The organism is Paenarthrobacter sp. 22069 (assembly GCF_052046035.1).
Lineage (GTDB): Bacteria > Actinomycetota > Actinomycetes > Actinomycetales > Micrococcaceae > Arthrobacter.
Genome location: NZ_JBQEQF010000021.1, coordinates 57964 through 84583 on the forward strand (window position 1 = coordinate 57964; position 26620 = coordinate 84583).

Sequence of the window (26620 nt, forward strand, 5' to 3'; positions counted from 1 at the left end):
AGTTCATGAACCCGAAAGACGCGGAGGCAGGGATGGCCCAGGCAGTGGATGACGTTCTGGCCGAGCTCGCAGCCCTTGAAGAGCCTGCCGTGCGCGCAGTCAATGAGAAGCGCGGGGATGACCACGGTGTCAACCTGGCGAAGCTGCGGGCCATTGCCAAGCGGTTGAAGACCCAGCACGACCTCGCCTGTGCGTTGTGGGCCACCGATGACACGGCCGCAAGGCTGCTGGCCCTGCTGATCTGCCGGCCCAAGGACTTCAGCCGGATGGAGCTGGACGCCATGCTGCGTCAGTCACGGGCTCCGAAACTCCACGACTGGCTGGTCAGCTATGTGGTCAGGAAGAGTGCGCATGCCGAGGACCTGCGGGTTGCGTGGATGGCGGACCCGGACCCTGTTGTGGCCAGCGCCGGCTGGGCACTCACCACCGGGAGGGTGGCCAAATCGCCCGAGGGGCTGAACTTTCCCCGGTTATTGGACACCATCGAAGCCGAATTGAAAGATGCACCTGACAGGCTTCAGTCGGCCATGAACCACACCTTGGCAGAGATCGGGATCGAGCATCCGGAGCACCGCTCCAGGGCCATCAGCATCGGCGAACGCCTGCAGGTACTCAAGGACTACCCCACCCCCGCGAATTGCACATCTCCGTATGCGCCAGCATGGATTAACGAGATGGTGCGGCGTCGTCATCCGGAAGTCGTCATCGGAGATGATGTCGGGCGAGGTTCCTGATGGGTCCTGCTCTGCAGGCAGTTACTTCCGGCGCCAGTACTTGCCCCAGTCGACTTCCATGGCCCACAACGCCAACAGCAGCGCGTCCATGGTCATCAGTCCGGCCAAAAGATATGCCCATCCTGCCAACAAGCCCACCGCAATCTCCTGACTATCCCCAGCCAATCGATTGCTGCTAAGTGTGGCACTTAAAGGGCCGGCAGGGAACGCCTTGCGCCCGCGGCCCTGAAGAGAGCCGCCAGCCGGTGGTGGGCCTCCGTTTCGAGCTTGAGCCGGTGGGTCAGTCTTTCCACGTGGCGTGACATATCGGCACCCACCTGGAGCCGGTCGCCGGGCCAGCTGGACACCTCCCGGGATTCCGCCAGCGCCTGTTCCAGCTCCCTGGCGGCGGCACGCACCTTTCGTGAGTGGAAGTAGAGGCGAATCAGCGCCCTGGCCTTGTCCGCTCCCCTCTTCGTAACGTGTTCCACAGTTGCTTCCCCGCTTTCCGCAAACCATGCAGCGCGCGGCCCGGCCCGTCGTCGGGCCTTTCGCCTGCACGCTGCTGCGTTCTTCGAGTGTGGCGCGCGTTCCTCAACGTCCCGGCAAGTGCATGCCAAGATTTCCGCAAGATCTGCCGAGTGCGGCCGCCATGCGCGGCCCTGAGAGGACAGGCAACAGCCCTGTCAGCGACGTCACTGAAACTGTGAAGGCCAAGACATGCTCTGTGCGGCTTAATACGGTTAAGTAGAGTCATGGTCTCTCCCCCCGAAACCCGCCGCGCGGTTGTCATCGAAGATGACCCCGATATCCGCGGCCTGCTGGTCCGCGTCCTGGCGAAGCAGGGCTTCGAGGTCACCGAGGCAGGCGCCGGCCTCCCGGGCGTGGAGGAGGTCCGCCGCCGCAAGCCTCACCTGGTGACGCTGGACCTGAACCTGCCGGACCTTGACGGGCTGGAGGTGTGCAAGCTCCTGCGGGAGTTTTCGGACGCATTCATCGTGATGCTCACGGCCCGCGCCGACGAACTCGACAAGCTCACCGGCCTGGACAACGGCGCCGATGAGTACATCAGCAAGCCATTCAGCCCCCGTGAACTGCAGTCGCGCATCAATGCCCTGTTCCGCCGCCGGCCTTCAGCCGCCGCGGAATCCGCTGCCCGGGGCGAGCTGGAACGCGCCACGGAAGTACAGCAAAGCCTCCTTCCCAAGGAGGACATCCGGGTGGACGGCTACGATGTGGCCGGCCTCTTCCGCCCGTCACGCAGCGTAGGCGGCGACTTCTACGACTGGTACCAGACGCCCGACGGGCTCCACCTGACGTTCGCCGACGCCATGGGCAAAGGCATGGGCGCGGCGCTGATCGCGGCAACGGTCCGCGCCGTAATGCGCTCCACCGGCCTGCGCCAGGACCTGGATGCCGGATTCGCCTCAGCCAGCAAGGCCATTGCCGCCGACCTGGACTCCTCCAATTCCTTCGTCACGCTGTTCCATGCCCGGCTGGATGCGGCGTCCGGCAAGGTCAGTTATGTCGACGCCGGACACGGCCTGGCGCTGCACGTCCAGCCCGTGGGCCCGGCCAACCGCCTTCCGTCCGGAGGACCGCCCGTGGGCGCCTGGCCGGGGACGCAGTGGCCCCAGGCCCACCTGGAACTGGCTCCGGGCGATTCCCTGGTGGTGGTCAGCGACGGCGTCCTGGACGTTTTCGGGTCGGTGGAGGACTTCACGGACGCTGTGCAGCAGGCCACCCAGTCCGCCGGTTCCGCGCATGAAGCCAGCACGTCCATCATGGCCCTGGCCCCGGCCGAAACCGCCGACGACGACGTCACGGTGGTCGTGGTGCGCCGCCTTCCCTTGGACGTAGCGGCATGACACGGTTCTGGACCCGGGTGGTGGTGGTACTCACCGTCCTCACTGGCCTGAACTACATCGCATGGCGCTGGATGGCGTCCCTCAACTGGGACGCCTGGTGGATCGCCCTCCCCCTGGTGGTCGCCGAAACCTACAGCCTCATCGACGTCATGCTCTTCGGCATGACCGTGTGGAAACTGAAGATCCGCAAGGCCGCGCCGCAGCCGCCCCATGACGCCACCGTGGACGTCTTCATCACCACGTACAACGAGGACCTGGACATGGTGCTCACCACGGCGCTGGCTGCCCAGAAGATCCGGCACCCGCACAGCACCTGGATCCTCGACGACGGCGCGCGGCCTGAGCTCAAGGCGCTCGCCGAACAGCACGGCCTGGGGTATGTGACCCGCAGCGACGACTGGACCAAGGACCTTCCCCGGCACGCCAAAGCGGGCAACCTCAACAACGCCCTCATGGTCACCCATGGCGAGTTCCTGCTGATCCTGGACGCGGACCAGATCCCCGAGCCGGACATCCTGGAAAAGACCCTGGGCTACTTCAACAACCGCCGGGTGGCCCTGGTCCAGACACCCCAGTACTTCAGCAACGTTCCTGACAGCGACCCGCTGGGCAGCCAGGCACCGCTGTTCTACGGCCCCATCCAGCAGGGCAAGGACGGCTGGAACGCCGCCTTCTTCTGCGGCTCCAACGCCATCCTCCGCCGCGAGGCCCTGATGCAGCTCGGCCTGGTGGGCTACGTGAAGGAAACCGAAAAGAGCATCCGCCGCGCCCTGGCCGCCTCGCGGGCCGCCATCAAGCAGGCCCGGAAGTCTGCCGACCTGGAGTCGCCGCTGGTGGCCGAGGTCCTGGACGAGGTGGAGGCAGCCACCCGCGAAGCGCAGGAGCAAGTGGACACCGGCACGCCCCTCAGCGAGGTGACCTACCGGGTCCGCCGCCGCGTGGACGCCGCCGTCCAGACCCTGGTCCAGGCCGACGTCGCAGCCCTGCAGGCGGACCTTGAGGAAATTGCCGCCATGGAACTGGCCCACGTGGGCGAGTCCGGCGTCCCGGTGGTGGCGGACGACGCCGTCCAGCGCATGTCCGCCCGTGACTGGTCGCCCCTCGGTGCCCTGGAATCCGTGCAGGCCGTCCTGGACGCGCTCACCGTGGAACGCACCAACGAGGCACAGCCCGTGATGCCGCTGGCCACCATCTCCGTCACCGAGGACATGGCCACCGCCATGCGCATGCACGCCATGGGCTGGGAGAGCGTCTACCACCACGAGATCCTGGCCTATGGCCTGGCGCCGGAGGACCTGAAGACCATGCTCACCCAGCGCCTCCGCTGGGCGCAGGGCACCATCCAGGTGCTGCTCCGCGAAAACCCGCTGGTGCAGAAGGGACTCAAGCTGGGCCAGCGCCTGATGTACTTCGCCACCATGTGGACCTACCTGAGCGGGTTCGCCGCGGTCATCTACTTCGCGGCCCCCATCGTCTACCTGCTGCTGGGCATCCTGCCGGTCAGCAGCCTGAGCTGGGACTTCTTCATCCGCTTCATTCCGTTCATGGTGGTCAACCAGTTGCTGTTCGCGGTTGCGGGGCGCGGCATCCCCACCTGGCGCGGCCAGCAGTACAGCCTGGCGCTGTTCCCCACCTGGATCAAGGCCTGCACGACGGCGGCCCGCAACGTCTGGTTCGGCCGTCCCCTCGGGTTTGCCGTCACCCCCAAGGCCCGCCAAAGCGGCGGACCCAGCTGGAGCCTTATCCGGCCCCAGATTGTGGTGTCCGTGCTGCTGGCGCTGGCCGCCGTCGTCGGAATTATCCGCCTGGCCACGGGACTGGCGGAACCGCTGGGCACCCTGGTCAACGTCGTATGGGTGGTCTTTGACCTGGTGGTCATGAGCATCCTGGTCCGTGCCGTGCTGTACAAGGGGTACGAACCGGCCGCAGAACCTGCAAACAGAGAGGAATCCTAATGGAGTTCAGTTACGAGGTCAGAGACTCGTACGCCGAGGTCAAGGCGGACGGGAGGCTCAACATGGTGTCTGCGCCCAAGCTGCGTGAATTCGTCACCGACGTGATCGCGGGCGGCTCCAGCCGGATCGTGGTGAACCTTGAGAAGACAGCCTTCATGGACTCCTCGGGCCTCGGGGCGCTGATCGGCTGCCTCAAAGCCGCGCGCCAGGCGGGGGGCGACCTCCGGATTGCCGCCGTACAGCCGCAGGTGAACATGGTGCTCAAGTTGACCAGCATGGACAAGGTGCTGACCGCCCACCCCACGGCCGAAGCAGCGTTCAGCAATGACTGAGGTCCTGGCCTCGCGCAGCTTCCGGGGAGCGGCTGCCGAGGACGCCATTGAAGCCGTCCACAACGACCTCGACAGCCTCTGGCTCGACGTCCCGTTCGTCGACGACATGGACCAGATGACGTTCACGACGGCGGTCATCGAGTCGGCGTCCAACATCGTCCAGCATGCTGAGCCGGCCGGTGAGCAGGAGGTGGAGCTCGGGGTGGAAACCACCGTGCAGCCGGCGCTGCTGCAGGCCCGGGTCAGCGCCTACTACGCCAAGCCGCCGTTCGGGCCCATGGAGGCCTCCACCCCCGACGACGACGCCGAATCGGGACGCGGCCTGGCGCTGATCGAGGCCCTGGTGACGACGGTGACCTTCGAGCGGCAGGACGGCACCAATACCTGGGTGCTGTCCAGGACGTCCTCACAGGGTTAAGCGTTACCGCTCCCTGGCCCAACCCTGGACGGTTGCCCGACAGGGCTCCATTGCTTGACATGGCACCGCCACTGCTCTTGAATATTACGTATGCTGAAATAACAGTTCCATGATGCGGAAGCTATGCAGGTGATCCAACCTGCTGGCGCTGGATTGTCCGGCATCCGCATAGCCGTCACCATGGATGCCAGCATGACTTTCAAGGATTACGACCAGCATGAAGCTTGCCGAATTCAACAGCGCGGACCCGGCCGCCGCCCACGCCACCCTCCGGCCCTGCATCGACGTCAGCCGCTGGGTGGAGGCGGTGGCCGGAGCCCGGCCCTACGCGGACCGCGACGAGCTCCTGGCGTTTGCCGCCAAGGCCGCCAGCCCCTTCACCCCGGCCGAGGTGGAAGCCGCCATGGCCCACCACCCCCGGATCGGGGAACGCCCGACGGCGGCCAGCACCGAGGCGTCCATGTCCCGTTCCGAGCAGGCCGGGGTGGACCCGGCGGATACTGCTGTCGCCGACGCCCTGGCACGCGGGAACCGGGAGTACGAGGAGAAGTTCGGCCGCGTCTTCCTGATCCGGGCGGCCGGACGCAGCGTGCAGGACATCCTGGCGGCACTGGACCAGCGGCTCACCAACTCCCCGGAAGAAGAAGACAGCATCGTGGCCCAGCAGCTGCGCGAAATCGCCGTACTGCGGCTCGAAGGAGTGATCAGCGAATGAGCGTCTCACATGTGACCACCCACATCCTTGATACCGGCGCCGGGCGCCCGGCGGCGGGTGTCGCCGTCGTCCTTTCGAAGAACGACGCCGGCACCTGGCGTGAGCTGGCGACCTCCAGCACCGACGCTGACGGCCGGGCCAAGGACCTGGGGCCGGAGCAGCTGGAACCCGGCCACTACAAACTGAACTTCGCCACGGGCGCCTACTACGCGGATTTGCAGACGCGGACGTTCTTCCCGGAAGTGGACCTGGTCTTCGAAGTCACCGGCCCCGAGCACTACCACGTGCCCCTGCTCCTGAGCCCGTTCGCGTACTCCACCTACCGCGGCAGCTAGCACGGCATTAAGGTCCCCGGGCGTCAAGCGCGTTACCCCAATGTCACTGGCGTCACAGTTTCGGGCATAGGATCAGGAAGTATGGCTTCAAATAGAGACCCTGAATCCGATACGGACGCCGAAGGCGGCCAGTCCGGAGGCGTGCAGTCCGTGGAGCGCGCCCTGACCGTCCTGGAGATCCTCGCCCGGGAGGGGCATGCGGGCGTGAGCGAAATCGCCGAGGAAATGGGGATCCACAAATCCACCGTCTCGCGGCTGATGGGATCGCTGGTCACCCGCGAGATGGTCCACCAGAACAGCGAACGGGGCAAATACCAGCTGGGCTTCGGGATCCTGCGCCTGGCCAGCTCCATTCCCGGCCGGCTGAGCCTGGTCCGCGAGGCAAGGCCCGTCCTGGAGAGCCTCGCCGAAGAGTTCAAGGAAACCGTCAACCTGGCGGTCCTGCGCTCCAACTACGCCGTGAACGTGGACCAGGCCATGGGCCCGTCCACCCTTGCCACCTACGACTGGGTGGGCAGCCTGACCCCGCTGCACGCGACCTCCAGCGGCAAGGTCCTGCTGGCGGCCCTTGAGGCCGACGACCGGGAACGCATCCTGAAGGAAACGGGCCTTGCTGCCCGCACTGCCCGCACCATCACCAGCCGCAAGGAGCTCGACGCACAGCTGCTCGACGTCGTCGCCAAGGGGTACGCGGTGGTGCGCGAGGAGTTCGAGATCGGCCTGAATGCCGTGGCAGTGCCCGTGTTCAACCACCAAGGCACAGTGATCGGTGCCGTCAGTATCTCGGGGCCGGCATTCCGGTTCGACCCCGAAAAGATTCCAGGGCTGCTTGATTCGCTCAAGGACGCCGGCCTGAAAGTCAGCGCCAATATGGGGTACACCCAGCGTTAGACACCGGTGACCCCCGGGCCCGGCCCGGGGGTCATCCGCGTCGATCACCCGGTTCACCCCGCTGCGCTGAGCGCCGCCCCCGGTCCTCGCCCACGCCCGGACTGACCTCCAGGCCTTCTGATCCGCCCGCTGCGAAGCCCTTATGTCCCCACCGGACTGTGCGCCGTGGCCAAGGAAATAGTGGTGAACCTCGGCTATTCATTGCCGATCATGACCAACCGTCCAGGCGTCTGCAAACTTTTCCTTCAAGAACGCTTTCTTTCCCTTCCGATGCTTGGCGCAACAAAAGGCGCGATAAGCAACAGGGTGATGGAGGCTACCACCCCTGTCAAGGAGTATCCGGAGACGGGCCCAGCAGCCCGTAACATCCCGAATTCAAGAAAGAACCCTTGACAAAGAGAGTGGCGTAAATCACTCTGTTGCGTAAGACGAAGTGCGTTGCTGCTCACACAACTCGCTTGGTCACCCCAAACGCCGAAAGTCGATCGCAGCCTGGCTGCCCTACCCCGCTTTGTCTACGTGCAACAAGCACAATTCAAACGTTCCCCGACATTGGGCCCAGACCCACAGCGGATTCCCTCTGCACCGGCGCCCGGCAAAGTCTCTACCCCACCCAAGCATGCGGTTCCAGCCTCCACCCAAGCAGGAGTACAGCCATGAACAACCCCGCCATCTCAGTTCGCGACCTTTGGAAGGTCTTTGGACCCGGGGGAGAGAAAATCCCAGGAAACCGGGAACTATCTGCCCTCAGCTCTGCAGAATTGCTTGAACGCACCAGCTGTGTTGCCGCGGTCCGCAACCTGAGCTTCGACGTCGCAAAAGGCGAAGTCTTCGTGGTCATGGGCCTGTCCGGATCGGGAAAATCCACCCTGATCCGCTGCCTCACAAGGCTTATCGAACCAACCTCGGGACAGGTCCTGGTGGACGGCAACGATGTCCTGCAGGCAGGCGTGGCTGAACTTCGGGAGCTCCGCCGGCGGAAAGTGTCGATGGTTTTCCAGCACTTCGGGCTGCTGCCGCACCGCACGGTCCTGGACAACGTCTCCTACGGACTCCAGATACGCGGAACAGCGAAGAATGAACGCCACACCAAGGCCCGGGAAATCATTGAACTGGTTGGGCTCAAAGGCTACGAACAGCACTACCCGGACCAACTCTCCGGCGGTATGCAGCAGCGGGTCGGCTTGGGCCGGGCACTGGCCGGAGACCCCGACACCATCCTCTTTGATGAGCCCTTTTCAGCCTTGGATCCGCTCATCCGGCGTGACATGCAGGCAGAAGTCATCCGGCTCCACAAGGAGATGGGCAAGACCATGGTGTTCGTGACCCACGACCTCGCGGAAGCACTGAAACTCGGAGACCGCATCCTGATCATGCGCAACGGAGAGCCTGTCCAGTGCGGTACTGGCGACGACCTTGTGGGATCCCCGGCGGACAAGTACATCGAGGACTTCGTCTCGGAAGTCCCCCGCGCCGACGTCTTGACCCTCAAGTGGATCACGCGCCCCCTTGCCGACACCACGCCCAGGGATGCAGCAGTCCTCAACTCCAGAATGATCATCCGCGACGCCATCCCGGCTGTGATGCACTCCTCCTGCCCCGTCCTTGTCGAAGACGGCGGCAGGATCACAGGACAGATCGACCGCGACAGCATTCTTTCGGTGCTGCAAACGGCAGAAGCGGCGGCCTGATGTCTGCCCTCCTCGAAAAACGGAAAGCCGTCCAGTCTTCTTCTGCCCCCGTTGTCCTTGAAGCACGCCGCAGGCCCAGCCGGCGGACAGTCCTCCTGCTGGCCGCCGTTGCCATCTGGATCCTGGGATTCCTGCTCCTCAACGGCACGGCAACCCTGGCGTTGCCAGCCTCAGAACTGACGGACCTGCACCGCTCGCTGAACCAATTCAATGCCTGGGTCGCGGCAAACCGTGCTGACAACCCGGTCTTCCTCTACTTCTTCACGCCACTTCGGACCGCCGTGGATGCAGTGGCGAACCTGTTCACCACCACCTTCGCAGCAACCCCCACCGGCCTGCGCCTTCCGGAAATCGGCTGGCTGGGAACGGTGGGCCTGCTCACCTGGATCGCGCTGGCCGTCGGCAATGTACGGGTGGCCCTCCTCACGGCTGTGGTGTTTGTCTTCTTCGGTTTCCAGGGCCTGTTCGTGGAAGCTACCTACACGTTCGCCCTGGTTCTGACTTCCGTGCTGCTGACACTGCTGGTGGGGATCCCGCTCGGCGTGCTGTCCGGCATCTACGGCAGGGTAGCCGGGGTCATCACCCCCGTGCTGGACTTCATGCAGACCCTGCCCACCTTCGTGTACCTTGCCCCGCTTGCCCTGGTCTTCCTGATCGGACCGGCGTCGGCAGTGATCGCCACGGTGATCTACGCTGCTCCACCGGTTATCCGCCTGACCGCACATGGCATCCGCCGCATCCCAGAGAACACCCGCGAAGCATCCGACTCGCTCGGCACCACTGGCCTGCAACGGCTGCTGACATTGCAGCTGCCCATGGCGCGGCGGACCATCGTGATGGGTATCAACCAGGGGACCATGGCTGCCCTGTCCATGGTGACCATCGCCGCCCTGATCGCAGCTCCGGGCCTTGGCCAGACGGTGGTCCGGGCACTGCAATCCCTGGACGTTGGTACTGCAGTCAATGCTGGCCTCTCCATCGTCCTGCTGGCCATTGTGCTGGACCGGGTGACCACAGCGGCCAGCCGCCGGGCGGAGCCGGGCGCAGCCGCCAAACGCCGCATGGGCCGCAAGACCCGCGCCGGACTCCTCGGGATCGCGCTGGCCGTGGTCCTGGTCATGGTGCAGTTGTCCAGGACCATGCTATGGGCAGCAGCCTTTCCGCAGGACCTCAATGTTGGACCGGCAATCGTGCAGGCAGTGAACACCGCCAGCCACTGGCTGCAATCCAACGTCTCGCTCTTTACGGTATCCCTGCGTGAAGGTGTCACCGGCACAATCCTCAACCCGTTCCAGTCCTTGCTGACCGAGACACCCTTCTTCATCCTCGTCGCAGTGGTCGCCATCGTGGCCTACGCACTGGGCGGCTGGAAACTCGCCGCCGTAACCACTGCCTGCCTGGGGGTCATCATCTACCTCGGGCTCTGGAGTGACGCCATGGTTACCCTCGCCGGAACGCTCGTTGCCACCGCCGTGGTGATGGTTTTGGGCATCGTCTTTGGCGTGGCCATGGGCCGGTCCAGCCGCGTCGACCAGCTCATGCGGCCCCTGCTCGACGCGGGCCAGACCATGCCCTCCTTCGTTTACCTGGTGCCCTTCCTTGGCCTCTTCGGAGCCACACGGTTCACTGCGATCATCGCGGGCATCATCTACGCCGCCCCCGTTGCCATCAAGATCACTGCCGATGGAATCGCGGCGATCTCCCCGACTGTCGTCGAGTCTGCGATCGCCAGCGGTTCGACACCGTGGCAGGTGATCACGAAGGTGCAGCTGCCCATGGCCAGGCAATCCCTGGCGCTCGCCGCCAACCAGGGGCTGATCTACGTCCTGGCCATGGTGGTGGTGGGCGCGCTCGTCGGGGCAGGCGGCCTCGGATACGACGTCGTCGCGGGCTTCGTCCAGAGTTCCATTTTCGGTAAGGGCCTCGCCGCCGGCCTGGCCATCGTGTTCCTCGGAATCATGATGGACAGGATGACCCAGGCTGCCGCCGCCGCTCCGGCCCGCAGAATCCCAGTGTCCAAATCCACTGCGTGACCGTTCCAGTCCTGCTCACGACCAGAAGTACGCCCCCTGAAAGCTTGCCTGTGCCAAGGCGAGAAATCCTGTATGCCCCCAACAAGGAGACCCACCATGAAAAAAGCTGAAAGGCTGATAAAACGCACCTTGCCGGCAATGGCCGGAGCCGCTGCCGCCGCCCTGCTCCTCGCAGGCTGCGGCGGTGCATCGGTAAACCAGGCCGCCGCGGCAGGAGGCGGTGCCACGGGAACGCCCTGCGGCACCGTGAACGTAGCAATGAACGCCTGGGTCGGTTACACCGCTGACGCCGCCGTCTACAGCTACGTGGCGAAAAACAAGCTCGGCTGCAGCGTCGTCCAGAAGGACCTCAATGAGCAGGTCTCCTGGCAGGGCTTCGCCTCAGGCGAAGTGGACCTCATCATCGAAAACTGGGGCCACGCCGACCTGACCAAGCAGTACATCACCGACCAAAAGGTGGCCGTTGATGCCGGCCCAACAGGAAACGAAGGACACATCGGCTGGTACGTCCCGCCATGGATGGCAGAGAAGTACCCGGACATCACCGACGGCCAGAATCTCAACAAATACGCGTCGATGTTTACCACGTCGGAGTCCGGCGGAAAGGGGCAGGTCCTCGATGGCGACCCCGCCTTCGTCACCAATGACGAGGCACTGGTGAAGAACCTGAACCTGGACTACAAGGTGGTCTTCGCAGGCTCGGAAGCGGCCCTCATCCAGTCATTCCGGACAGCGGAGCAGAACAAGACACCCCTCCTCGGCTACTTCTACGAACCGCAGTGGTTCCTTTCCGAGGTTCCGTTGAAGAAGGTGAACCTGCCGGCGTGGACCGAGGGCTGCGACTCCAACCCCGAAAAGGTTGCCTGCGATTACCCGACCTACAAGCTCAACAAGATCATGTCCAAGAAGCTGGAGGACAGCGGTTCGCCTGCCGCCAAGCTGGCCAAGGCATTCACCTGGACCAACGAGGACCAGAACTCGGTTGCCACGGATATCCAAGGCGGCATGGCGCCTGAAGCGGCGGCAAAGAAGTGGGTGGATGCCCACCAAAGCGTGGTGGATGGTTGGCTTAGCTGACGCGGTATTCCTATCCGTAGCAAGGGAAGCAGTCCAGGGGTCTCAAGGCCTCGGGACTGCTTCCCTTGTTTTTCCCGGCCCCGGAGCAACGAGACCGCCACGAGGGGTGCCTGCAACGGTTTTAGCGCCTCCGGCAGAGTGGGGAAGCACCTCCGCTGCCCCCAATTCAGCGCGTCCGACGGCGGCAAGCAGGGTGCGCACGCAATGGGACTGCGACGGCGAGAACCGGCTGATCAACGTCCGGGACGACGGGCGGGTCGGGCTCCGGCCGGCGCCCCGAACACGGGACGGCTGCAGCGCAGGGTCCAGTTACTGGGCGGCCGCATGGAAGTCGACCTCATGACGGGTGGGGCGCGATGTTTCCGTGACGCTGCCCCTGGATTCGCCTGCTTCTCCGGCAGACGCTGGGCATCAGCGGGAACACGGTCGAGTTCCACGTGCGGGACCTGTTCAGAAAGCTGGGCGTCGCCTCGCGGACCGAAGCGACTGCGCTGGCCCACAGTCACGGACTGCGCTAACACCCACAGCATCGAGGGCGTCCGGGATGGTTACACCCAGATCTGGTAGCCGGATGACTTGTCGAAGATCCGCCTGGTGCTGATGCCCTCGGCGGCTATCCAGAGCACCGAGCCATCCTCTGCAGCCTGGTCCACCACCCCGCTGGCCACGAGCTCCCCCAGCAGCCACACTTCGACACTGCGGCCTGGCAGGCGTGCCCAGTTCGAACGGAGGCCGAGTGCCTTCTTCGACGTGCCGCCGTCCTGCCGGCCTTGTTCGAGCTCGACGTCAGTGGCACCCCAACATGGGGCTTCGAGGGTTGTCTGGGAATTCACTGGTCGCTCCTTTCGCCGGCGCCATCGCCGCTCATGAGAATCCAAAGCTGATATTGGATTGATATATCAATTTGAGTTCTGAGTATGGTCCAGGTCACATCCGATGTCAACAGACGGGCAATGCCAACCGATCTAGGCGTGGAAGAGCGCCTCACGGACCGCATGTTCAAATCCGCTCACGTGGACCTTGGCCAGCTCGGAGGCCCGCTCTTCGTCCCCGTCGATCACGGCGCGGAGCAGATCGAGGTGTTCGTGCACGTGATGGGACAGGTCCGGCAGGCGGTCGATGACCATGCACCAGATCCGCGTTGCCAGGTTGTCATAGCGGATCAGGATGTCCTCCAGATGCGGGTTGGCAGCGGCGGCATAGATGCCCTGATGCACCCGCGCGTCCAGTTGCAGCGTCTCCGTGACGGTTGCTGCGGAGACGTCGAATGCCTCGACCTTCTCAAGCGTGGCACGCAACCCGGCCCGAACCGCCGGGGAGGCCACCCGGGCGGCCCGGGCGGCCGCGAGAGGCTCGAGCTGGGCCCGGATTTCCGAAATAAACGAAAGGTCGGTCACATCCACCCTGGTGGCGAAGGTACCCCGCCGCGGATAGGTCTTCACCAACCGGTCCAGCTCCAGCCGTTTCAGGGCTTCCCGCACCGGAGTCCGCCCCATGCCCAGGTTTTTGGCAAGGAGCTCGTCATTCAACAACTCGCCGGGCTTGATTTCCAGGGTCAGCAACCAGTCACGGATGCTCTCATAGGCGACGTCTGCCAGCGACTTCCTGCCGGCGTCGTCCGCCACTGCCAAAGCTTCCATTGCCATTCTGAGCCCCTTCTTCGCAATCCGGGAAAAAACTATTGACCTCGCCTAGGGACCAGTATACGCTGGCATCCAATCTAATATATCAGTCCGCAGCTTTTGAATATATCTAGAAGGAGGAGGGACATGACCCTCATTGAAACAGCTTCAGCAACCACCACCCTGCCGGCGCTCAAGGAAGAGCAGGCGCAGAAGTTCGTGTTGACCCTGTCCTGCCGCGAGCAGGCCGGGATTGTGCAGGCCGTAACCACGTTCCTCTTCGAGCGTGGCTTCAACATCGACGAACACCAGCAGTTCGATGACAGCCTGCGTGAGACGCTCCACCTGCGCACCGCCTTCTCCGGCTCCCCCGACTACACGTCAGCGATGCTCGAGGAAGAGTTCGCCGGCATCGCCAGCCGCTTCGACATGAAGTTCAGCTTCCATGACCAGACCCCCAAGCGCGTCCTGGTCATGGTCTCCAAGTTTGGCCACTGCCTGAACGACCTCATCTTCCGCTGGCGCGGCGGCAGCCTGGGCGCCGAGCTGGTAGCGGTCGTTTCCAACCACGAAACCCACCGCGCGATGGCGGAAGCCGCCGGGCTGCCCTTCATCTACGTCCCCGTCACCCCGGACACGAAGGCCGACGCCGAGCGCCGGCTCCTGGATCTGGTGGATGAGTACAACGCCGACCTCGTGGTCCTGGCCCGCTACATGCAGGTGCTCTCAGACGACCTTTGCCGGGCACTGGAGGGACGGGCCATCAACATCCACCACTCGTTCCTTCCCGGGTTCAAGGGCGCACGCCCTTACCACCAGGCCTACGACCGCGGCGTCAAGCTGGTGGGCGCCACCGCCCACTACGTCACGGCTGACCTGGACGAGGGCCCGATCATCGAGCAGGAAGTCATCCGCGTGGACCACACCTACGGCCCGTCACAACTGTCCACCGTAGGCCAGGACGCCGAGGCGCTGGCCCTCTCCCGCGCCGTCCGCTGGCACTGCCAGCACCGGGTACTGAAGGACCAGACCAGCACCGTAGTGTTCCGGTGAGCACCGGCGCGCACGCAGACAGAACCCGTAAAGCAGCAGGAGAGACCCCCTTGGAATCGTCGCCACGTATTGTCATTATCGGAGCCGGCATCGTCGGCACCAACCTCGCGGATGAACTCGTCACGCGGGGCTGGAACAACATCACGGTCCTTGACCAGGGACCGCTCAACATGCCCGGAGGATCCACCTCGCATGCCCCGGGACTGGTCTTCCAGACCAACCCTTCCAAGTCCATGGCGCTGTTCGCCAAGTACACCGTGGAAAAGCTGCTGTCCCTGACTGAGGACGGCGTCAGCTGCTTCAACCAGGTCGGCGGCCTCGAAGTTGCCACCACCGAAACCCGCCTCGCCGACCTGAAGCGCAAGCTCGGCTACGCAGCAGCCTGGGGCATCGACGGCAGGATCCTCTCCCCCGCTGAGTGCAAGGAGCTGTACCCCCTTATTAACGAGGAGGATATCCTGGGCGGCCTGCACGTCCCGAGCGACGGCCTTGCCAGCGCGGCGCGGGCCGTCCAGCTGCTGATCAAGCGCACCGAAGCGGCCGGCGTGAAGTACATCGGCAACACCGAAGTCACCGGCATCGAACAGTCCGGGCGGCAGGTCACCGGCGTCCAGACGCCCGACGGCGTGATCCCGGCAGACATCGTGGTCTCCTGCGCCGGGTTCTGGGGTGCCAAGGTCGGCGAATTGATTGGCATGTCCGTCCCGCTGCTCCCGCTGGCCCACCAGTACGTCAAGACCACCCCGGTCCCGGATCAGCAGGGCAAGAACGAGCTGCCCAACGGCGCCCGGCTGCCCATCCTGCGCCACCAGGACCAGGACCTCTACTACCGCGAACACGGCGACCGGTACGGCATCGGTTCGTACGCCCACAAGCCCATGCCTGTTGACCTGGACGAACTGGGCGCCTTCAAGCCCAACGAGATCAGCGAACACAACATGCCGTCCCGGCTGGACTTCACGGTAGAGGACTTCCTCCCCGCCTGGGAAGCCACCAAGCAGCTGCTCCCCGCCCTGCGTGACAGCGAGATCGAGGACGGCTTCAACGGCATCTTCTCCTTCACCCCCGACGGCGGATCACTCGTTGGCGAGTCCAAGGAACTGGACGGCTTCTTCGTCGCGGAAGCCGTGTGGGTCACGCACTCGGCCGGCATCGCACGCGCTGTCGCCGAACTCCTGGTGGACGGTAAGTCCTCCATCGACCTGGGCGATTGCGACATCCACCGCTTCGAGGATGTGCAGCTGACCCCCGAATACGTCAGCGAAACCTCGCAGCAGAACTTCGTGGAAATCTACGACGTCCTGCACCCGCTGCAGCCCAAGCTCTCCCCGCGCAACCTGCGCGTCAGCCCCTTCCACGCACGCCACAAGGAGCTCGGCGGCTATTTCCTGGAAGGCGCCGGCTGGGAACGGCCCTACTGGTTCGAAGCCAACGCCGAACTGCTCAAGGAAATGCCCGCCGACTGGCAGCCTCCGGCCCGTGATGCCTGGACCGGCATGTTCAGCTCCCCCATCGCCGCCGCCGAGGCATGGAAGACGCGCACCGCCGTCGCCATGTACGACATGACGCCCCTGAAGCGCCTCGAAATCTCCGGTCCCGGCGCCCTGAAACTCCTACAGGAACTCACCACCGCGGACATGAACAAGAAGCCGGGCGCCGTCACCTACACCCTCCTGCTCGACCACGCGGGCGGCATCCGCAGTGACATCACGGTGGCCCGCCTGTCCGAGGACACTTTCCAGCTCGGCGCCAACGGCAACATCGACACCGCCTACTTCGAACGCGCCGCCCGCCACCAGACTGAAAACGGCGGCACGGGCGACTGGGTTCAGGTCCGGGACACCACCGGCGGCACCTGCTGCATCGGCCTCTGGGGCCCGCTCGCACGTGAGGTCGTCGGCGAGGCCAGCAGCGATGACTTCTCCAACGACGGGCTGAAATACTTCCGTTCCAAGAAAGTCGTCATCGGCGGCGTCCCCGTCACAGCCATGCGCCTGTCCTACGTCGGCGAACTCGGCTGGGAACTCTACACCACCGCCGACAACGGCCAGCGCCTCTGGGACGCACTGTGGAAGGCCGGCCAGCCGTTCGGCATCATCGCCGCCGGGCGGGCCGCGTTCAGCTCCCTGCGCCTGGAAAAGGGCTACCGCTCCTGGGGCACGGACATGACCACCGAGCACGATCCCTTCGAAGCCGGCCTCGGCTTCGCTGTGAAGATGGCCAAGGACAACTTCGTCGGCAAGGCAGCCCTGGAAGGACGCACCGAGGACAACTCCGCGCGCCGCCTGCGCTGCCTTACTGTCGACGACGGCCGGTCCATTGTGCTGGGCAAGGAACCGGTGTTCTACAAGGACCAGGCGGTTGGCTACGTCACCAGCGCGGCCTACGGCTACACCGTCCAGAAGCCGATCGCCTACGCGTACCTGCCATCCGAGGTATCTGTTGGCGACTCTGTGGAGATCGAGTACTTTGGGCGCCGCATCGTGGCCACGGTCACTCAGGACCCGCTGTACGACCCCACCATGACCCGGCTCCGCGGCTAGCACCATGATCAGCTCAGAGACAATCAGCAGCTACCTGGTACGGCTGGCCGCACGCCAGCCCACGCCAGGCGGCGGTGCTGCCGCCGCCCTGCACGCGGCGCAGGGCGCAGCCCTCGTGGCGATGGTGGCGCGGTACACCACCGGCGCCAAGTACGAACAGCACGCTCCCCTGGTGCAGCGCATTACCGCGGCAGCTGACGATCTCGTCGGTGAGGCACTGCACCTGGCGGACGCGGACGAAGAGGCCTTCCAGGCAGTCATCGACTCGTACAAACTCCCGTCGGACACGGATGAGCTTAAGGCGGCCCGCGCGGCCGGGATCCAGTCCGCACTCATCCAGGCGGCACAAACACCCGCCCAGCTCGTCAAGCTGTCGGGCGACATCGTGGACCTTGCCACCGAGCTGTTCGACGTCGCCAACGCCAACGTCATCAGTGACGTGGCAGCGGCCGCCGATGCCGCCCGCGCAGCTGCCACCACGGCCCGCGTCAACATCGACATCAACGTCGTGGCGGTCAAGGACCCGGAGGCACGCGCCCTGCTTGCCCGGCAGACGGACGGTATAGAGGAAAAGGTGGTCCTGGCGGCAGATGCCCTCTCGGCCCGTGTGCGGGAAAGGATCCTTGGTTGAGCACCGCAGTACTCTCCGGAAAGCCTTTGGCCGCATTGTTCCAGCAGGAGGTTCAGGAACAGGTCCGGTCGCTTGAACTGGACGGCGTCCGACCGGTCGTGGCGGTGGTCATGGCGACCGCCGACGAGTCCACGCACTGGTACGTCCGTTCCATTGAACGGGCAGCGGAACGCGCCGGAGTCGGCTGCCGGATCATCGACCTGGGCCACGATGCAACGGAGCCGGTGCTGGCGAGCGTCCTGCGCGACCTGAGCGCGCAACCGTCCGTGAACGGCATCATCCTGCAAACCCCGCTGCCGCCCGGTGTCCGGACGGACAACCTGGTGGGCCTCATCGCCCCGGAAAAGGACATTGACGGCGCCAATCCTCTGAGCCTGGGACGCCTTGCAGTCGGGCAGCCGGCCTTTGCGCCCGCTACGGCGCGCTCCGTCGTCGAAATCCTGGACCATTACGGGATTCCCGTGGCTGGAAAGGGCGTGGTAGTGGTGGGCCGGTCCGCCGTCGTGGGCAAGCCGCTGTCCCTCCTGCTGCTGGCCCGGGATGCCGCCGTGACGGTCTGCCATTCCAGGTCGGGCCCGCTGGAACGCTACACGAAGGACGCCGATGTGGTGGTGGTCGCCGCCGGGCGCGCCGGGCTGCTTGCAGGCAGCCATGTCTCCTCCCGGACAGTAGTGGTCGACGTCGGCACGAACGTCCTTCCCGACGGCTCGCTGGTGGGTGACGTTGACGAAGCCAGTGTCACCGGGACGGCAGCGGCGCTCACCCCGGTTCCCGGCGGCGTGGGCTCAGTGACCACGGCTTTGCTGCTCCTTCACACCGTGGAGGCTGCGCGCAGGCAAGTGTCTTCGCCGCTGCCGGCCGGGGCCCTGAAGGCCCAGGCCCTGGAAGCCGCGGGCTAGGAAAGGCACAGCGTTAGCAACGGGTGCCCCGTTTTCCGTGAAAGGTGCTTCGATGGGCCTAAGACCTGGGGAGGTATTCCTCATCGAAGCACCGTTTTCGGAAAACGGGGCCCCACAACCGGCATGGTGCCGCGACTTAACAAGGAGGGGGCCCGGATGCCTGCCAATGGACTGACAGCCACCGTTTCCAGGAGCAGGGCTGCGCCTGGTCCCGTCCCGGAACGCGGGTGCATACCGTGGTCCGAAGCGCGCCATGTAGCCTTCGGCGCCGCCGGTCCGCTCCCACCCGTGGCCGTCCCGCTCGCTGAAGCCATTGGCCGGATCCTGAGCCGTGACGTCAGCGCGCTCCAGGACCTGCCGCACTATGCCTCGTCCGCGATGGACGGCTGGGCCGTGAACGGGCCCGGTCCATGGCTGCTGGCCGGATCCGGCCAGCAGCCCTCGCTCCCCCTTACAGACAACAGGTTCCTGCCTGCGAACAGTGCCGCTGTGATAGCCACCGGCGGTCTGGTGCCGCACGGCGCGGACGCCGTGCTGCGGAAGGAAAGCGGCCTGGCCGCAAGGGACCTCAACGGCAACCACGTCCTGACGCTACGCGCGGACGCGAAGGCCGGCGAGCCACGCAGCGGCCAGCACATCCGCCCGGCCGGGCAGGAAGCCCGGTCCGGTGACGTGCTCCTTCCGGCCGGAACCGTCCTTAATCCGGCGCACGTGGCGCTTGCTGCGGCGGCCGGGCACGACGCAGTACACGTCCGCTCCCGCCCCGGTGTCGCCGTCGTACTGACCGGGGCTGAAGTGGTGACGCAGGGTGTTCCGGCACCTGGACAGGTCCGCGACACCTTTGGCCCGCAGCTTGGAGCCGTGGTTTCACTCCTGGGTGGCAGTGCCGGCAGCCCGCAGAGAATCGGTGACTCGTTTGGCAGCTGGCTGGATGCCTTGGACAGCCCCATGCTGCCCGCTGGCGGGCACGCAGACGTCATCATCACCACCGGCGGCACCGGGAAATCCGGCACGGACCATTTCCGTGCCGCCATCGACGCCTTGGGCGGACAGCTGCTGGTGGACGGCATCGCGATGCGTCCCGGCCATCCGGCCGTGCTCGCCGGGCTTCCCGACGGGCGGTTCGTGATCGGTCTTCCCGGCAATCCCCTGGCGGCCATGATGGCCCTGCTCACCATCGGAGAACCCCTGATTGCCTCGCTTGCGGGCGCGCAGCTGCCTCCGTTGCACCTTGTGATGTCCGGCTGCGACATCGAGGGCGATCCGGGAAGGACACGCCTCCTCCCCTGCCGGTTCCTGTCCGGCCTTGCGTTCCCGGCCGAGCACACCGGCCCCGGCATGATGCGGGGGCTTGCCTGGGCCGACGCGGTCATGGCCGTTCCTCCCCAGGGCGTTGACTCGGGGGGACCCGTTCCTGTGCTCCCGCTTCCGTGGGCAGCACAACCAGAAACCGCAGGCACACCCGGGGCGCAAGGACGGAACACCGCATGGCACGCATGACCCAACGCCGCAAGATTCACCGCTTCCGCCTTGACGACGGCGGCACCGAGTATCCCGTCCGCTTCAAGGAGGACGTGCTCGCCGTCGAAGAGCCCCTCGAGATCCGCCTCAACGGCACCTCCTTCGCCGTGACAATGCGGACGCCCGGCGACGACTTTGACCTGGTTGCGGGATTCCTTGTCTCTGAGGGGGTGGTGCGCCACGCGTCGGAGTTGATTTCCCTGCGCTTCTGCGCCGGTACCCGGGACGGCGAGCAGACGTTCAATGTCGTCGATGCCCAGCTGCACCCTGACGTGGCGCTGCCGGACACCAAAAGGAACGTGTACACCTCGAGTTCATGTGGCATCTGCGGCACCGAATCCATTGACGCTGTCCGCAAGACCCAACACTTCGATCCGTCCCAGGATCCCGTCCACATACCCCTGGAAGTGCTTGCCGCGCTCCCGGATCGGCTGCGGGAGGCCCAAGCGGTATTCGACCGGACCGGGGGCGTGCACGCGGCCGGCCTGTTCCGGGTGGACGGAAGCGGACCGGAACTGCTGTGCCTGCGCGAGGACGTGGGCCGGCACAACGCTGTGGACAAGGTGGTGGGCTGGGCCCTGAGGGAGGGGCTGCTGCCTCTGCGCGGCACCGTCCTGCAGGTCTCGGGAAGGGCCTCGTTCGAGCTTGTCCAGAAGGCCGCCCTGGCCGGGATTCCGGTCCTGTCGGCAGTGAGTGCTCCGTCAAGCCTGGCGGCCGACCTCGCGGCCGAAACCGGCGTGACGCTTGTGGGTTTCAACCGCGGCACCAGCCTGAACGTCTACACCGGCCAGGAACGGCTGGCCCGACCACGTAAGGAGGCCACCATCCCAGCCTGACGCAGAAGTTTGCCCTGTCCCACCCCCTCAACAGGCATTCAGTACGACCAACCTGGGCCGTCTCCCTATCCTGACGGGTCGGGCCTTCGGCGTGCCCCGGAGCATGAAGCAAGGACGCTTACATACTTCTCCATATACAGGTCATGGTCTTGACAATGAGTGTGAGCTGGCGCACGCTTTTGTTGCATAGAGCGAACGTTGTTGATCATCACGGAACGAAGTCCCTCCGGACATTGCTCCTCCAGTCCCCCTGGGCTCCGCAGTGATGGTCCCGAACAGACGAACGAATCCATGATGGCCGATCCGCAGGGGAGCCCCGGCTCCCGCATTGGCCGCACAGCGTTGCCACCGTCGAGGTGGAGGCGTTAAATCACTAAAGGAAACTGTTTATGACACCCAAAGGTGGCAGCACCATCGATCAAAGCAGTGCGGAGCGCCGGACCCTCGGAGCGACGCCGAAATCATCTCTCGAGTCCTGCGGGACCAAATCGGCTGGCATCGACCCAGTCGGCCTCGTCCACCGGCCGCTAGAGGCTGCGGCCGTCCATGCGTCTAACAAACGGCGCTCTGGTGCCGTCAGCGGTTTGCGCTGAAGCCAGAAGGGAACGAATCTCAATGATCAATCCGACCAGGACACATGCCTCCGTCGACACCTCCAAAGCAAAAGAGACCAGCTCCAGGTTCAAACGCGGCTTCATGGTGCGGCTTGTCGCGGTCTTCATCGGCGGAATGTTCCTCGATGGTTACATCCTCGGAATCATCGGCCCCGTCACCGGATCCATGCGGTCAGATCTCGGGCTCGACGCACTATCGCTGGGCATGATCGCTGCAGGGCCGCTGGCTGGTATCTTCATCGGCTCCCCGCTGGCAGGCTGGGCTACTGACAAGTTCGGACGCAAGCCAATGTTCCTCGTGGACATGGGCCTGTTCCTGGTCGCCTCAGGAGCCCAATTCTTCGTAACCTCCGGAGACGGCGCCGTGATCCAGCTGGCCATCATCCGATTCATGATGGGCGTCGCGATCGGCGGCGAGTACTCAATCGGTGGGCCACTGCTGTCAGAGTTCTCCCCGCCCAAGCTCCGCGGACGGTTGCTCGGGCTGACCCTGATCGCCTGGTACGTCGGTTTCATGATGGCATTCATCATCGGTACGCTCCTGCACGACGCCGGCACCCCATGGCGCCTGGTACTCGGCACGAGCACCATACTGGCATTCGTTCTGTTCCTCGCCCGCATAGGCCTCCCCGAATCGCCGAGCTGGCTCATTACGAAGGGACGGCACAAGGAAGCACTCACGATCGCACACCGATATATCGAATCGCCGCAGATGCACGACAGCATCACCGGAGAGATGGATCTGAGGATGATCCAGGAGGCCGAAGCCGCGGAGAGTGGGACCAAAATCAAGAACGCCTCCTTCGGAATGCTGTTCTCGAGGCAGTACTGGCGCGCCACTATCTTCACTGCAGGTTTTTGGTTCTGCGCGGTCACTCCGTACTTCGCGATCGCGACCTTCGCCGACGACGTGCTCAACCAATTCGGCTTCGGCGGCGGCTGGGCCGGTGGAGTCGGCCTGTCCGCACTTGCGGTCGCGGGCGTTGTCACCAGCGTACTTCTGATTGACAAGCTCGGTCGCCGAATCCTCACTGTGCCCGGGCAGTGGCTCTGCGCGGGCATCCTGCTGGTCATCGGAGTATGGGGGAACGCACCAGCGATCCTCGTGCTCGTCCTGTTTCTCGCCTTCTCCTACTTCAATGCCGGCTACACCACGATGACCCAGGTCTATCCGGCCGAGGTATTCCCCGGCCACCTGCGCGGCGTGGGCATGGGCTTCGCCGCGTCCTTCAGCCGCATCGGAGCCGCACTCGGCACCTTCGCCCTGCCATGGGCGATCGCCAACATCGGCATGGGCGCAACCATGGTCGTAGCCGCCGCCGTCGCATTACTCGGCGCAGTCCTCTCGCAATGGCTCGCGCCTGAGACGAAGGGGCGCACCCTCGCCGAGATCGCAGCAAACTTCTCCCACTGACACCAGGACCGTACGGTCCAGGAAGATGCTGTAGCCGACATACCAGAGGCCTCCGCCNCAGCGGCGGAGGCCTCTTTTTTGCGCTTGGACTCAGGGCTGCGGCGCCTTGCAACAAAGCAGCAAAGCCTTGACATCTCATGTGAGCTGCGCCACGCTGTTGCATATAGTGATGCACGTTGCTGATAGCGAAGCGTCGCTGTCGACGGAAACGCAAGCCCAGAAACCCGAGGTACTCCCCGATGCACCAGGCATGCCCGGTCAGTGGACTGGCACCAGATGGGACCCTGCGGCTCACCATCTCCCAGATCATGCCGGTGTTCCACGCCAAGGCCAGGGAACTGTGGTCAACGGGTCCACCGACGCACCCAACGTTCCGCCAGGCCTGACATTGGACGGACGTGTCCAGCCCAGAACCTTCCGGACCGCCGGAGCCCAGCATCAACCAGGAGAACCAAGAATTATGAGCGCATCACCACGCGTCGTCATCATCGGCGCCGGCATCGTCGGCACCAACCTCGCCGACGAGCTGGCAAGCCGCGGCTGGAACGACATCACCGTCGTCGAGCAGGGCCCGCTGGAGCTCGCAGGCGGCTCCACGTCGCACGCCCCGGGCCTCGTGTTCCAGAACAACCAGTCCAGGACCATGACGGAATTCGCAACCTACACCGTCAACAAGCTGCTCGCCCTGACCAAGGACGGCCAGTCCTGCTTCAACCAGGTGGGCGGCCTGGAACTGGCCACCACTCCAGAGCGCCTGGCCGACCTCAAGCGCAAGATGGGCGTCATGACCTCCTGGGGTGTCGAAAGCCGGATCGTGGACGCCGACGAATGCGAAAAGATCTACCCGCTGCTGAACACCGGCAAGCTCAGCGGCGGCCGGGAGGTCCTGGGCGGCCTGCTCATCCCCACCGACGGCCTCGCCCTGGCCGCCCGCGCCGTACAGCTGCTGATCGAGCGCACGAGCGAACAGGGCGTCACCTACCGCGGTTCCACCACCGTCACCGGCATCGCCCAGGAGGGCGGCAAGGTCACCGGCGTCGAGACCTCCTCCGGAGTGATCCCTGCCGACATCGTGGTGTCCTGCGCAGGATTCTGGGGCCGTGAGCTCGGCCGGATGGTGGGCCTGGAGGTGCCGCTGCTGCCGCTGGCCCACCAGTACGTGGTCACCACGCCCCTTGCCGAACTCGAGGGCGTCAACGAGCTTCCGAAGGGCGCCAGCAAGCCCATTCTGCGCTACCAGGACAAGGACCTGTACTACCGCGAGTGGGGCGACCGCATCGGCATCGGCAGCTACGCCCACCGCCCCATGCCCGTAGACATGTCTGCACTGCCGAAGGTCCCGGCGGGCGAGATGTCCGACCACCGCATGCCCTCCCGCCTGGACTTCACCCTGGAGGACTTCGTCCCCGCATGGGAGGACAGCCAGGACCTGCTGCCGGCACTGCGCAGCACCGGAATCCAGGACGGTTTCAACGGCATCTTTTCCTTCACCCCCGACGGCGGCCCGCTCATGGGCGAGGCGCCGGACCTCGATGGCTTTTTCGTGGCCGAGGCCGTCTGGGTCACGCACTCGGCCGGCGTTGCCAAGGCCATGGCAGAGCTGCTCGTCGACGGCCAGCCGCAGACCGACCTGCACGGCTGCGAGCTGACCCGTTTCGAGAAGGTGCAGACCTCCGACGCCTACGTCAGCGAAACCTCGCAGCAGAACTTCGTGGAGATCTACGACGTCATGCACCCCCTGCAGCCGCGGGAATCCCCGCGGGACCTGCGCGTCAGCCCGTTCAACGTCCGCCAGAAGGAACTCGGCGCCTTCTTCCTTGAGTCCGCTGCATGGGAACGCCCGCACTGGTTCGAGGCCAACCGCGGGCTCCTCGAAGAACTTCCCGCCGAATGGCAGACCCCGGAACGCGACAACTGGTCCGCCATGTTCCACTCCCCCATCTCCGCCGCCGAAGCGTGGAAGACGCGTACCGCCGTCGGACTTTTCGACATGACGCCGCTGAAGCGCCTTTCCGTCACCGGCCCCGGGGCGCAGGCGCTGCTGCACCGGCTCAGCACGGGCAACATTGCCAAGAAGCCCGGTGCCGTGACGTACTGCCTGCTGCTGGAGCACGACGGCGGCATCCGCAGTGACGTGACGGTCGCACGGCTGGCGGAGGAAGACTTCCAGCTGGGCGTCAACAGCAACGTTGACTTCGACTACCTCCGCGTGGAGGCCCGGAAGCAGTCAGCGGCCGATCCCTCCCAGTGGGCGCACGTCACCGACATCACCGGCAGCACCTGCTGCATCGGACTTTGGGGCCCGCTGGCCCGCGAGGTCATCGGCAAGGTCAGCGAGGACGACCTCAGCAACGACGGCCTGAAGTACTTCCGCACGAAGCAGATCACCGTTGGGGGCATCCCCGTCACGGCCATGCGGCTCTCCTACGTGGGCGAGCTCGGCTGGGAGCTCTACACCACGGCAGAGTATGGGCTCAAGCTCTGGGACCTGCTGTTCGAGGCGGGCCAGGAGCACGGCATCGTCGCTGCCGGCCGGGGCGCCTTCAACAGCATGCGCCTGGAGAAGGGCTACCGGCTCTGGGGCACGGACATGACGTCCGAGCACCACCCGTACCAGGCCGGCCTGGGCTTCTCCGTCGCCAAGGACAAGACGGGCTTTGTTGGTGCCGAGGCCCTGGCGTCGCGCCGCGAACAGCCGGCGGCGAAGACCCTGCGCTGCCTGACGGTCGACGACGGCACGTCCGTGGTGCTGGGCAAGGAACCGGTGTACGTGGCCGGGGAAGCCGCTGGTTACGTCACGAGCGCGGCGTACGGCTTCACCATCGGCAAGCCCATCGCCTACGCCTGGCTGCCCTCATCGGTGACCGAAGGTGACGCCGTAGAAATCGAGTACTTCGGCCGGCGCGTGGCCGCCACCGTCACCGCCGAGCCGCTCTTTGACCCGGGTATGGAACGCCTCCGCGGCTGACCAGCCCCGGCGGCGGTTGAGCCGTCGAAACCTGGTGGGTGGACCTGCTTGAGACCGGCAGGCCCACCCACCTTTTTCGTGCCCCGGTCCTGGTGTCCCCTTTGAATGTCAGACCCTCCCCTGATGATGGGTTTATGGGGAAGGCAGCGGTGGTGAGGGCTTTTGGGGAGATCAAGGCTGCCCTTGCTGTGCTGAATGCTGAGGTGGACGGGGCCGGTTCCGGGCCTTTTTCTGCGACTGATCCGTTGTCTGGGTTGGCGGATGGTTGCCTGGATATTTTGGCCGGGTCCCGGGAGGTGGAGGCCGGGTTCGCGGGGTTGAAGGCGAAGGCGGCGGTGAAGTATTCGGAGACTGCTTTTGCTGTTGCGGGGCCGGACGTGCCGGTGGTGGCGCAGGAGATGGCGGTCGCGGCGGAGATCGGCTGCCTGCTGGCCCTTGGTCCGCGGGCCGCGGGCACGTTCCTGGGCACCTCCCACGCCCTGACCACCGGT

General features: G+C 65.1%; 24 protein-coding genes and 1 pseudogene. 22 read left to right on the top strand and 3 right to left on the bottom strand.

What is annotated here, in order from left to right; translation table 11 throughout:
• Positions 1 to 5 precede the first annotated feature (5 nt).
• On the top strand, positions 6 to 734 hold the full coding sequence (locus ACTJK0_RS16785; protein ID WP_440745960.1) for a DNA alkylation repair protein: 729 nt from the start codon (positions 6 to 8) through the stop codon (positions 732 to 734).
• A 188-nt stretch (positions 735 to 922) separates the two neighbouring features.
• Here ACTJK0_RS16785 and ACTJK0_RS16790 read toward each other — a convergent pair whose 3' ends face one another.
• Positions 923 to 1204: a hypothetical protein gene (locus ACTJK0_RS16790; RefSeq protein ID WP_440745961.1), complete on the bottom strand. Its 282-nt coding sequence runs from the start codon at positions 1202 to 1204 to the stop codon at positions 923 to 925.
• A 264-nt stretch (positions 1205 to 1468) separates the two neighbouring features.
• Between ACTJK0_RS16790 and ACTJK0_RS16795 the strand changes: the two genes are divergently transcribed.
• From ACTJK0_RS16795 to ACTJK0_RS16850, 12 genes are all read left to right on the top strand, one after another.
• Complete coding sequence (locus tag ACTJK0_RS16795; protein WP_440745962.1) at positions 1469 to 2581, top strand: PP2C family protein-serine/threonine phosphatase; 1113 nt, start codon at positions 1469 to 1471, stop codon at positions 2579 to 2581.
• A complete protein-coding gene (locus ACTJK0_RS16800; protein ID WP_440745963.1) occupies positions 2578 to 4536 on the top strand; it encodes a glycosyltransferase family 2 protein in 1959 nt (652 codons plus the stop codon). The genes ACTJK0_RS16795 and ACTJK0_RS16800 overlap by 4 nt, the downstream gene beginning before the upstream one ends.
• Entirely contained in the window at positions 4536 to 4868 is a 333-nt protein-coding gene (locus ACTJK0_RS16805) for an STAS domain-containing protein (protein ID WP_440745964.1), read from the top strand. Before ACTJK0_RS16800 ends, ACTJK0_RS16805 begins: the two co-directional genes overlap by 1 nt.
• The gene (locus ACTJK0_RS16810; protein WP_440745965.1) at positions 4861 to 5286 is read left to right on the top strand and encodes an ATP-binding protein; all 426 of its coding nucleotides are present in this window, start codon (positions 4861 to 4863) and stop codon (positions 5284 to 5286) included. The genes ACTJK0_RS16805 and ACTJK0_RS16810 overlap by 8 nt, the downstream gene beginning before the upstream one ends.
• 217 nt (positions 5287 to 5503) lie before the next feature.
• On the top strand, positions 5504 to 6001 hold the full coding sequence (gene uraD, locus ACTJK0_RS16815) for a 2-oxo-4-hydroxy-4-carboxy-5-ureidoimidazoline decarboxylase (protein ID WP_440745966.1): 498 nt from the start codon (positions 5504 to 5506) through the stop codon (positions 5999 to 6001).
• Complete coding sequence (gene uraH, locus ACTJK0_RS16820; RefSeq protein ID WP_324643268.1) at positions 5998 to 6336, top strand: hydroxyisourate hydrolase; 339 nt, start codon at positions 5998 to 6000, stop codon at positions 6334 to 6336. The genes uraD and uraH overlap by 4 nt, the downstream gene beginning before the upstream one ends.
• 81 nt (positions 6337 to 6417) lie before the next feature.
• Positions 6418 to 7227: an IclR family transcriptional regulator gene (locus ACTJK0_RS16825; RefSeq protein ID WP_110541904.1), complete on the top strand. Its 810-nt coding sequence runs from the start codon at positions 6418 to 6420 to the stop codon at positions 7225 to 7227.
• Positions 7228 to 7392: 165 nt separating this feature from the next.
• Positions 7393 to 7620, top strand: a complete 228-nt coding sequence (locus tag ACTJK0_RS16830) for a hypothetical protein (protein WP_440745967.1) — start codon at positions 7393 to 7395, stop codon at positions 7618 to 7620.
• 263 nt (positions 7621 to 7883) lie between these two features.
• A complete protein-coding gene (locus ACTJK0_RS16835; RefSeq protein ID WP_440745968.1) occupies positions 7884 to 8918 on the top strand; it encodes a quaternary amine ABC transporter ATP-binding protein in 1035 nt (344 codons plus the stop codon).
• On the top strand, positions 8918 to 10951 hold the full coding sequence (locus tag ACTJK0_RS16840; RefSeq protein WP_440745969.1) for an ABC transporter permease: 2034 nt from the start codon (positions 8918 to 8920) through the stop codon (positions 10949 to 10951). Before ACTJK0_RS16835 ends, ACTJK0_RS16840 begins: the two co-directional genes overlap by 1 nt.
• 96 nt (positions 10952 to 11047) lie before the next feature.
• On the top strand, positions 11048 to 12028 hold the full coding sequence (locus ACTJK0_RS16845; protein WP_440745970.1) for an ABC transporter substrate-binding protein: 981 nt from the start codon (positions 11048 to 11050) through the stop codon (positions 12026 to 12028).
• A 437-nt stretch (positions 12029 to 12465) separates the two neighbouring features.
• Positions 12466 to 12546 (top strand): hypothetical protein, encoded by an 81-nt coding sequence (locus tag ACTJK0_RS16850; protein ID WP_440745981.1) that lies wholly within the window; start codon positions 12466 to 12468, stop codon positions 12544 to 12546.
• A gap of 30 nt (positions 12547 to 12576) precedes the next feature.
• Here the strand turns inward: ACTJK0_RS16850 and ACTJK0_RS16855 are convergent, their stop codons facing one another.
• On the bottom strand, positions 12577 to 12861 hold the full coding sequence (locus ACTJK0_RS16855) for a hypothetical protein (protein WP_440745971.1): 285 nt from the start codon (positions 12859 to 12861) through the stop codon (positions 12577 to 12579).
• A 132-nt stretch (positions 12862 to 12993) separates the two neighbouring features.
• Positions 12994 to 13674, bottom strand: a complete 681-nt coding sequence (locus ACTJK0_RS16860; RefSeq protein ID WP_440745972.1) for a GntR family transcriptional regulator — start codon at positions 13672 to 13674, stop codon at positions 12994 to 12996.
• Between the two features lie 123 nt (positions 13675 to 13797).
• Here ACTJK0_RS16860 and purU point away from each other — a divergent pair, with 123 nt between their 5' ends.
• The 9 genes and pseudogenes from purU to ACTJK0_RS16905 all read left to right on the top strand — a co-directional run.
• Positions 13798 to 14703: a formyltetrahydrofolate deformylase gene (purU, locus tag ACTJK0_RS16865; protein WP_110541909.1), complete on the top strand. Its 906-nt coding sequence runs from the start codon at positions 13798 to 13800 to the stop codon at positions 14701 to 14703.
• Positions 14704 to 14753: 50 nt separating this feature from the next.
• Complete coding sequence (locus ACTJK0_RS16870) at positions 14754 to 17246, top strand: GcvT family protein (protein WP_440745973.1); 2493 nt, start codon at positions 14754 to 14756, stop codon at positions 17244 to 17246.
• Positions 17247 to 17250: 4 nt separating this feature from the next.
• Positions 17251 to 17877: a cyclodeaminase/cyclohydrolase family protein gene (locus ACTJK0_RS16875; RefSeq protein ID WP_440745974.1), complete on the top strand. Its 627-nt coding sequence runs from the start codon at positions 17251 to 17253 to the stop codon at positions 17875 to 17877.
• Positions 17874 to 18776, top strand: a complete 903-nt coding sequence (locus ACTJK0_RS16880; protein WP_440745975.1) for a bifunctional 5,10-methylenetetrahydrofolate dehydrogenase/5,10-methenyltetrahydrofolate cyclohydrolase — start codon at positions 17874 to 17876, stop codon at positions 18774 to 18776. The genes ACTJK0_RS16875 and ACTJK0_RS16880 overlap by 4 nt, the downstream gene beginning before the upstream one ends.
• A 156-nt stretch (positions 18777 to 18932) precedes the next feature.
• Positions 18933 to 20276, top strand: a complete 1344-nt coding sequence (locus ACTJK0_RS16885; RefSeq protein WP_440745976.1) for a molybdopterin molybdotransferase MoeA — start codon at positions 18933 to 18935, stop codon at positions 20274 to 20276.
• A complete protein-coding gene (fdhD, locus tag ACTJK0_RS16890) occupies positions 20264 to 21133 on the top strand; it encodes a formate dehydrogenase accessory sulfurtransferase FdhD (protein WP_440745977.1) in 870 nt (289 codons plus the stop codon). The genes ACTJK0_RS16885 and fdhD overlap by 13 nt, the downstream gene beginning before the upstream one ends.
• A gap of 615 nt (positions 21134 to 21748) precedes the next feature.
• Positions 21749 to 23161 carry an MFS transporter gene (locus tag ACTJK0_RS16895; protein WP_440745978.1) on the top strand — a complete coding sequence of 471 codons (1413 nt, stop codon included), beginning with the start codon at positions 21749 to 21751 and terminating at the stop codon, positions 23159 to 23161.
• A 460-nt stretch (positions 23162 to 23621) separates the two neighbouring features.
• On the top strand, positions 23622 to 26129 hold the full coding sequence (locus tag ACTJK0_RS16900) for a GcvT family protein (RefSeq protein ID WP_440745979.1): 2508 nt from the start codon (positions 23622 to 23624) through the stop codon (positions 26127 to 26129).
• A gap of 134 nt (positions 26130 to 26263) precedes the next feature.
• Positions 26264 to 26620: pseudogene (locus tag ACTJK0_RS16905) on the top strand (HNH endonuclease signature motif containing protein); the annotation flags it as partial.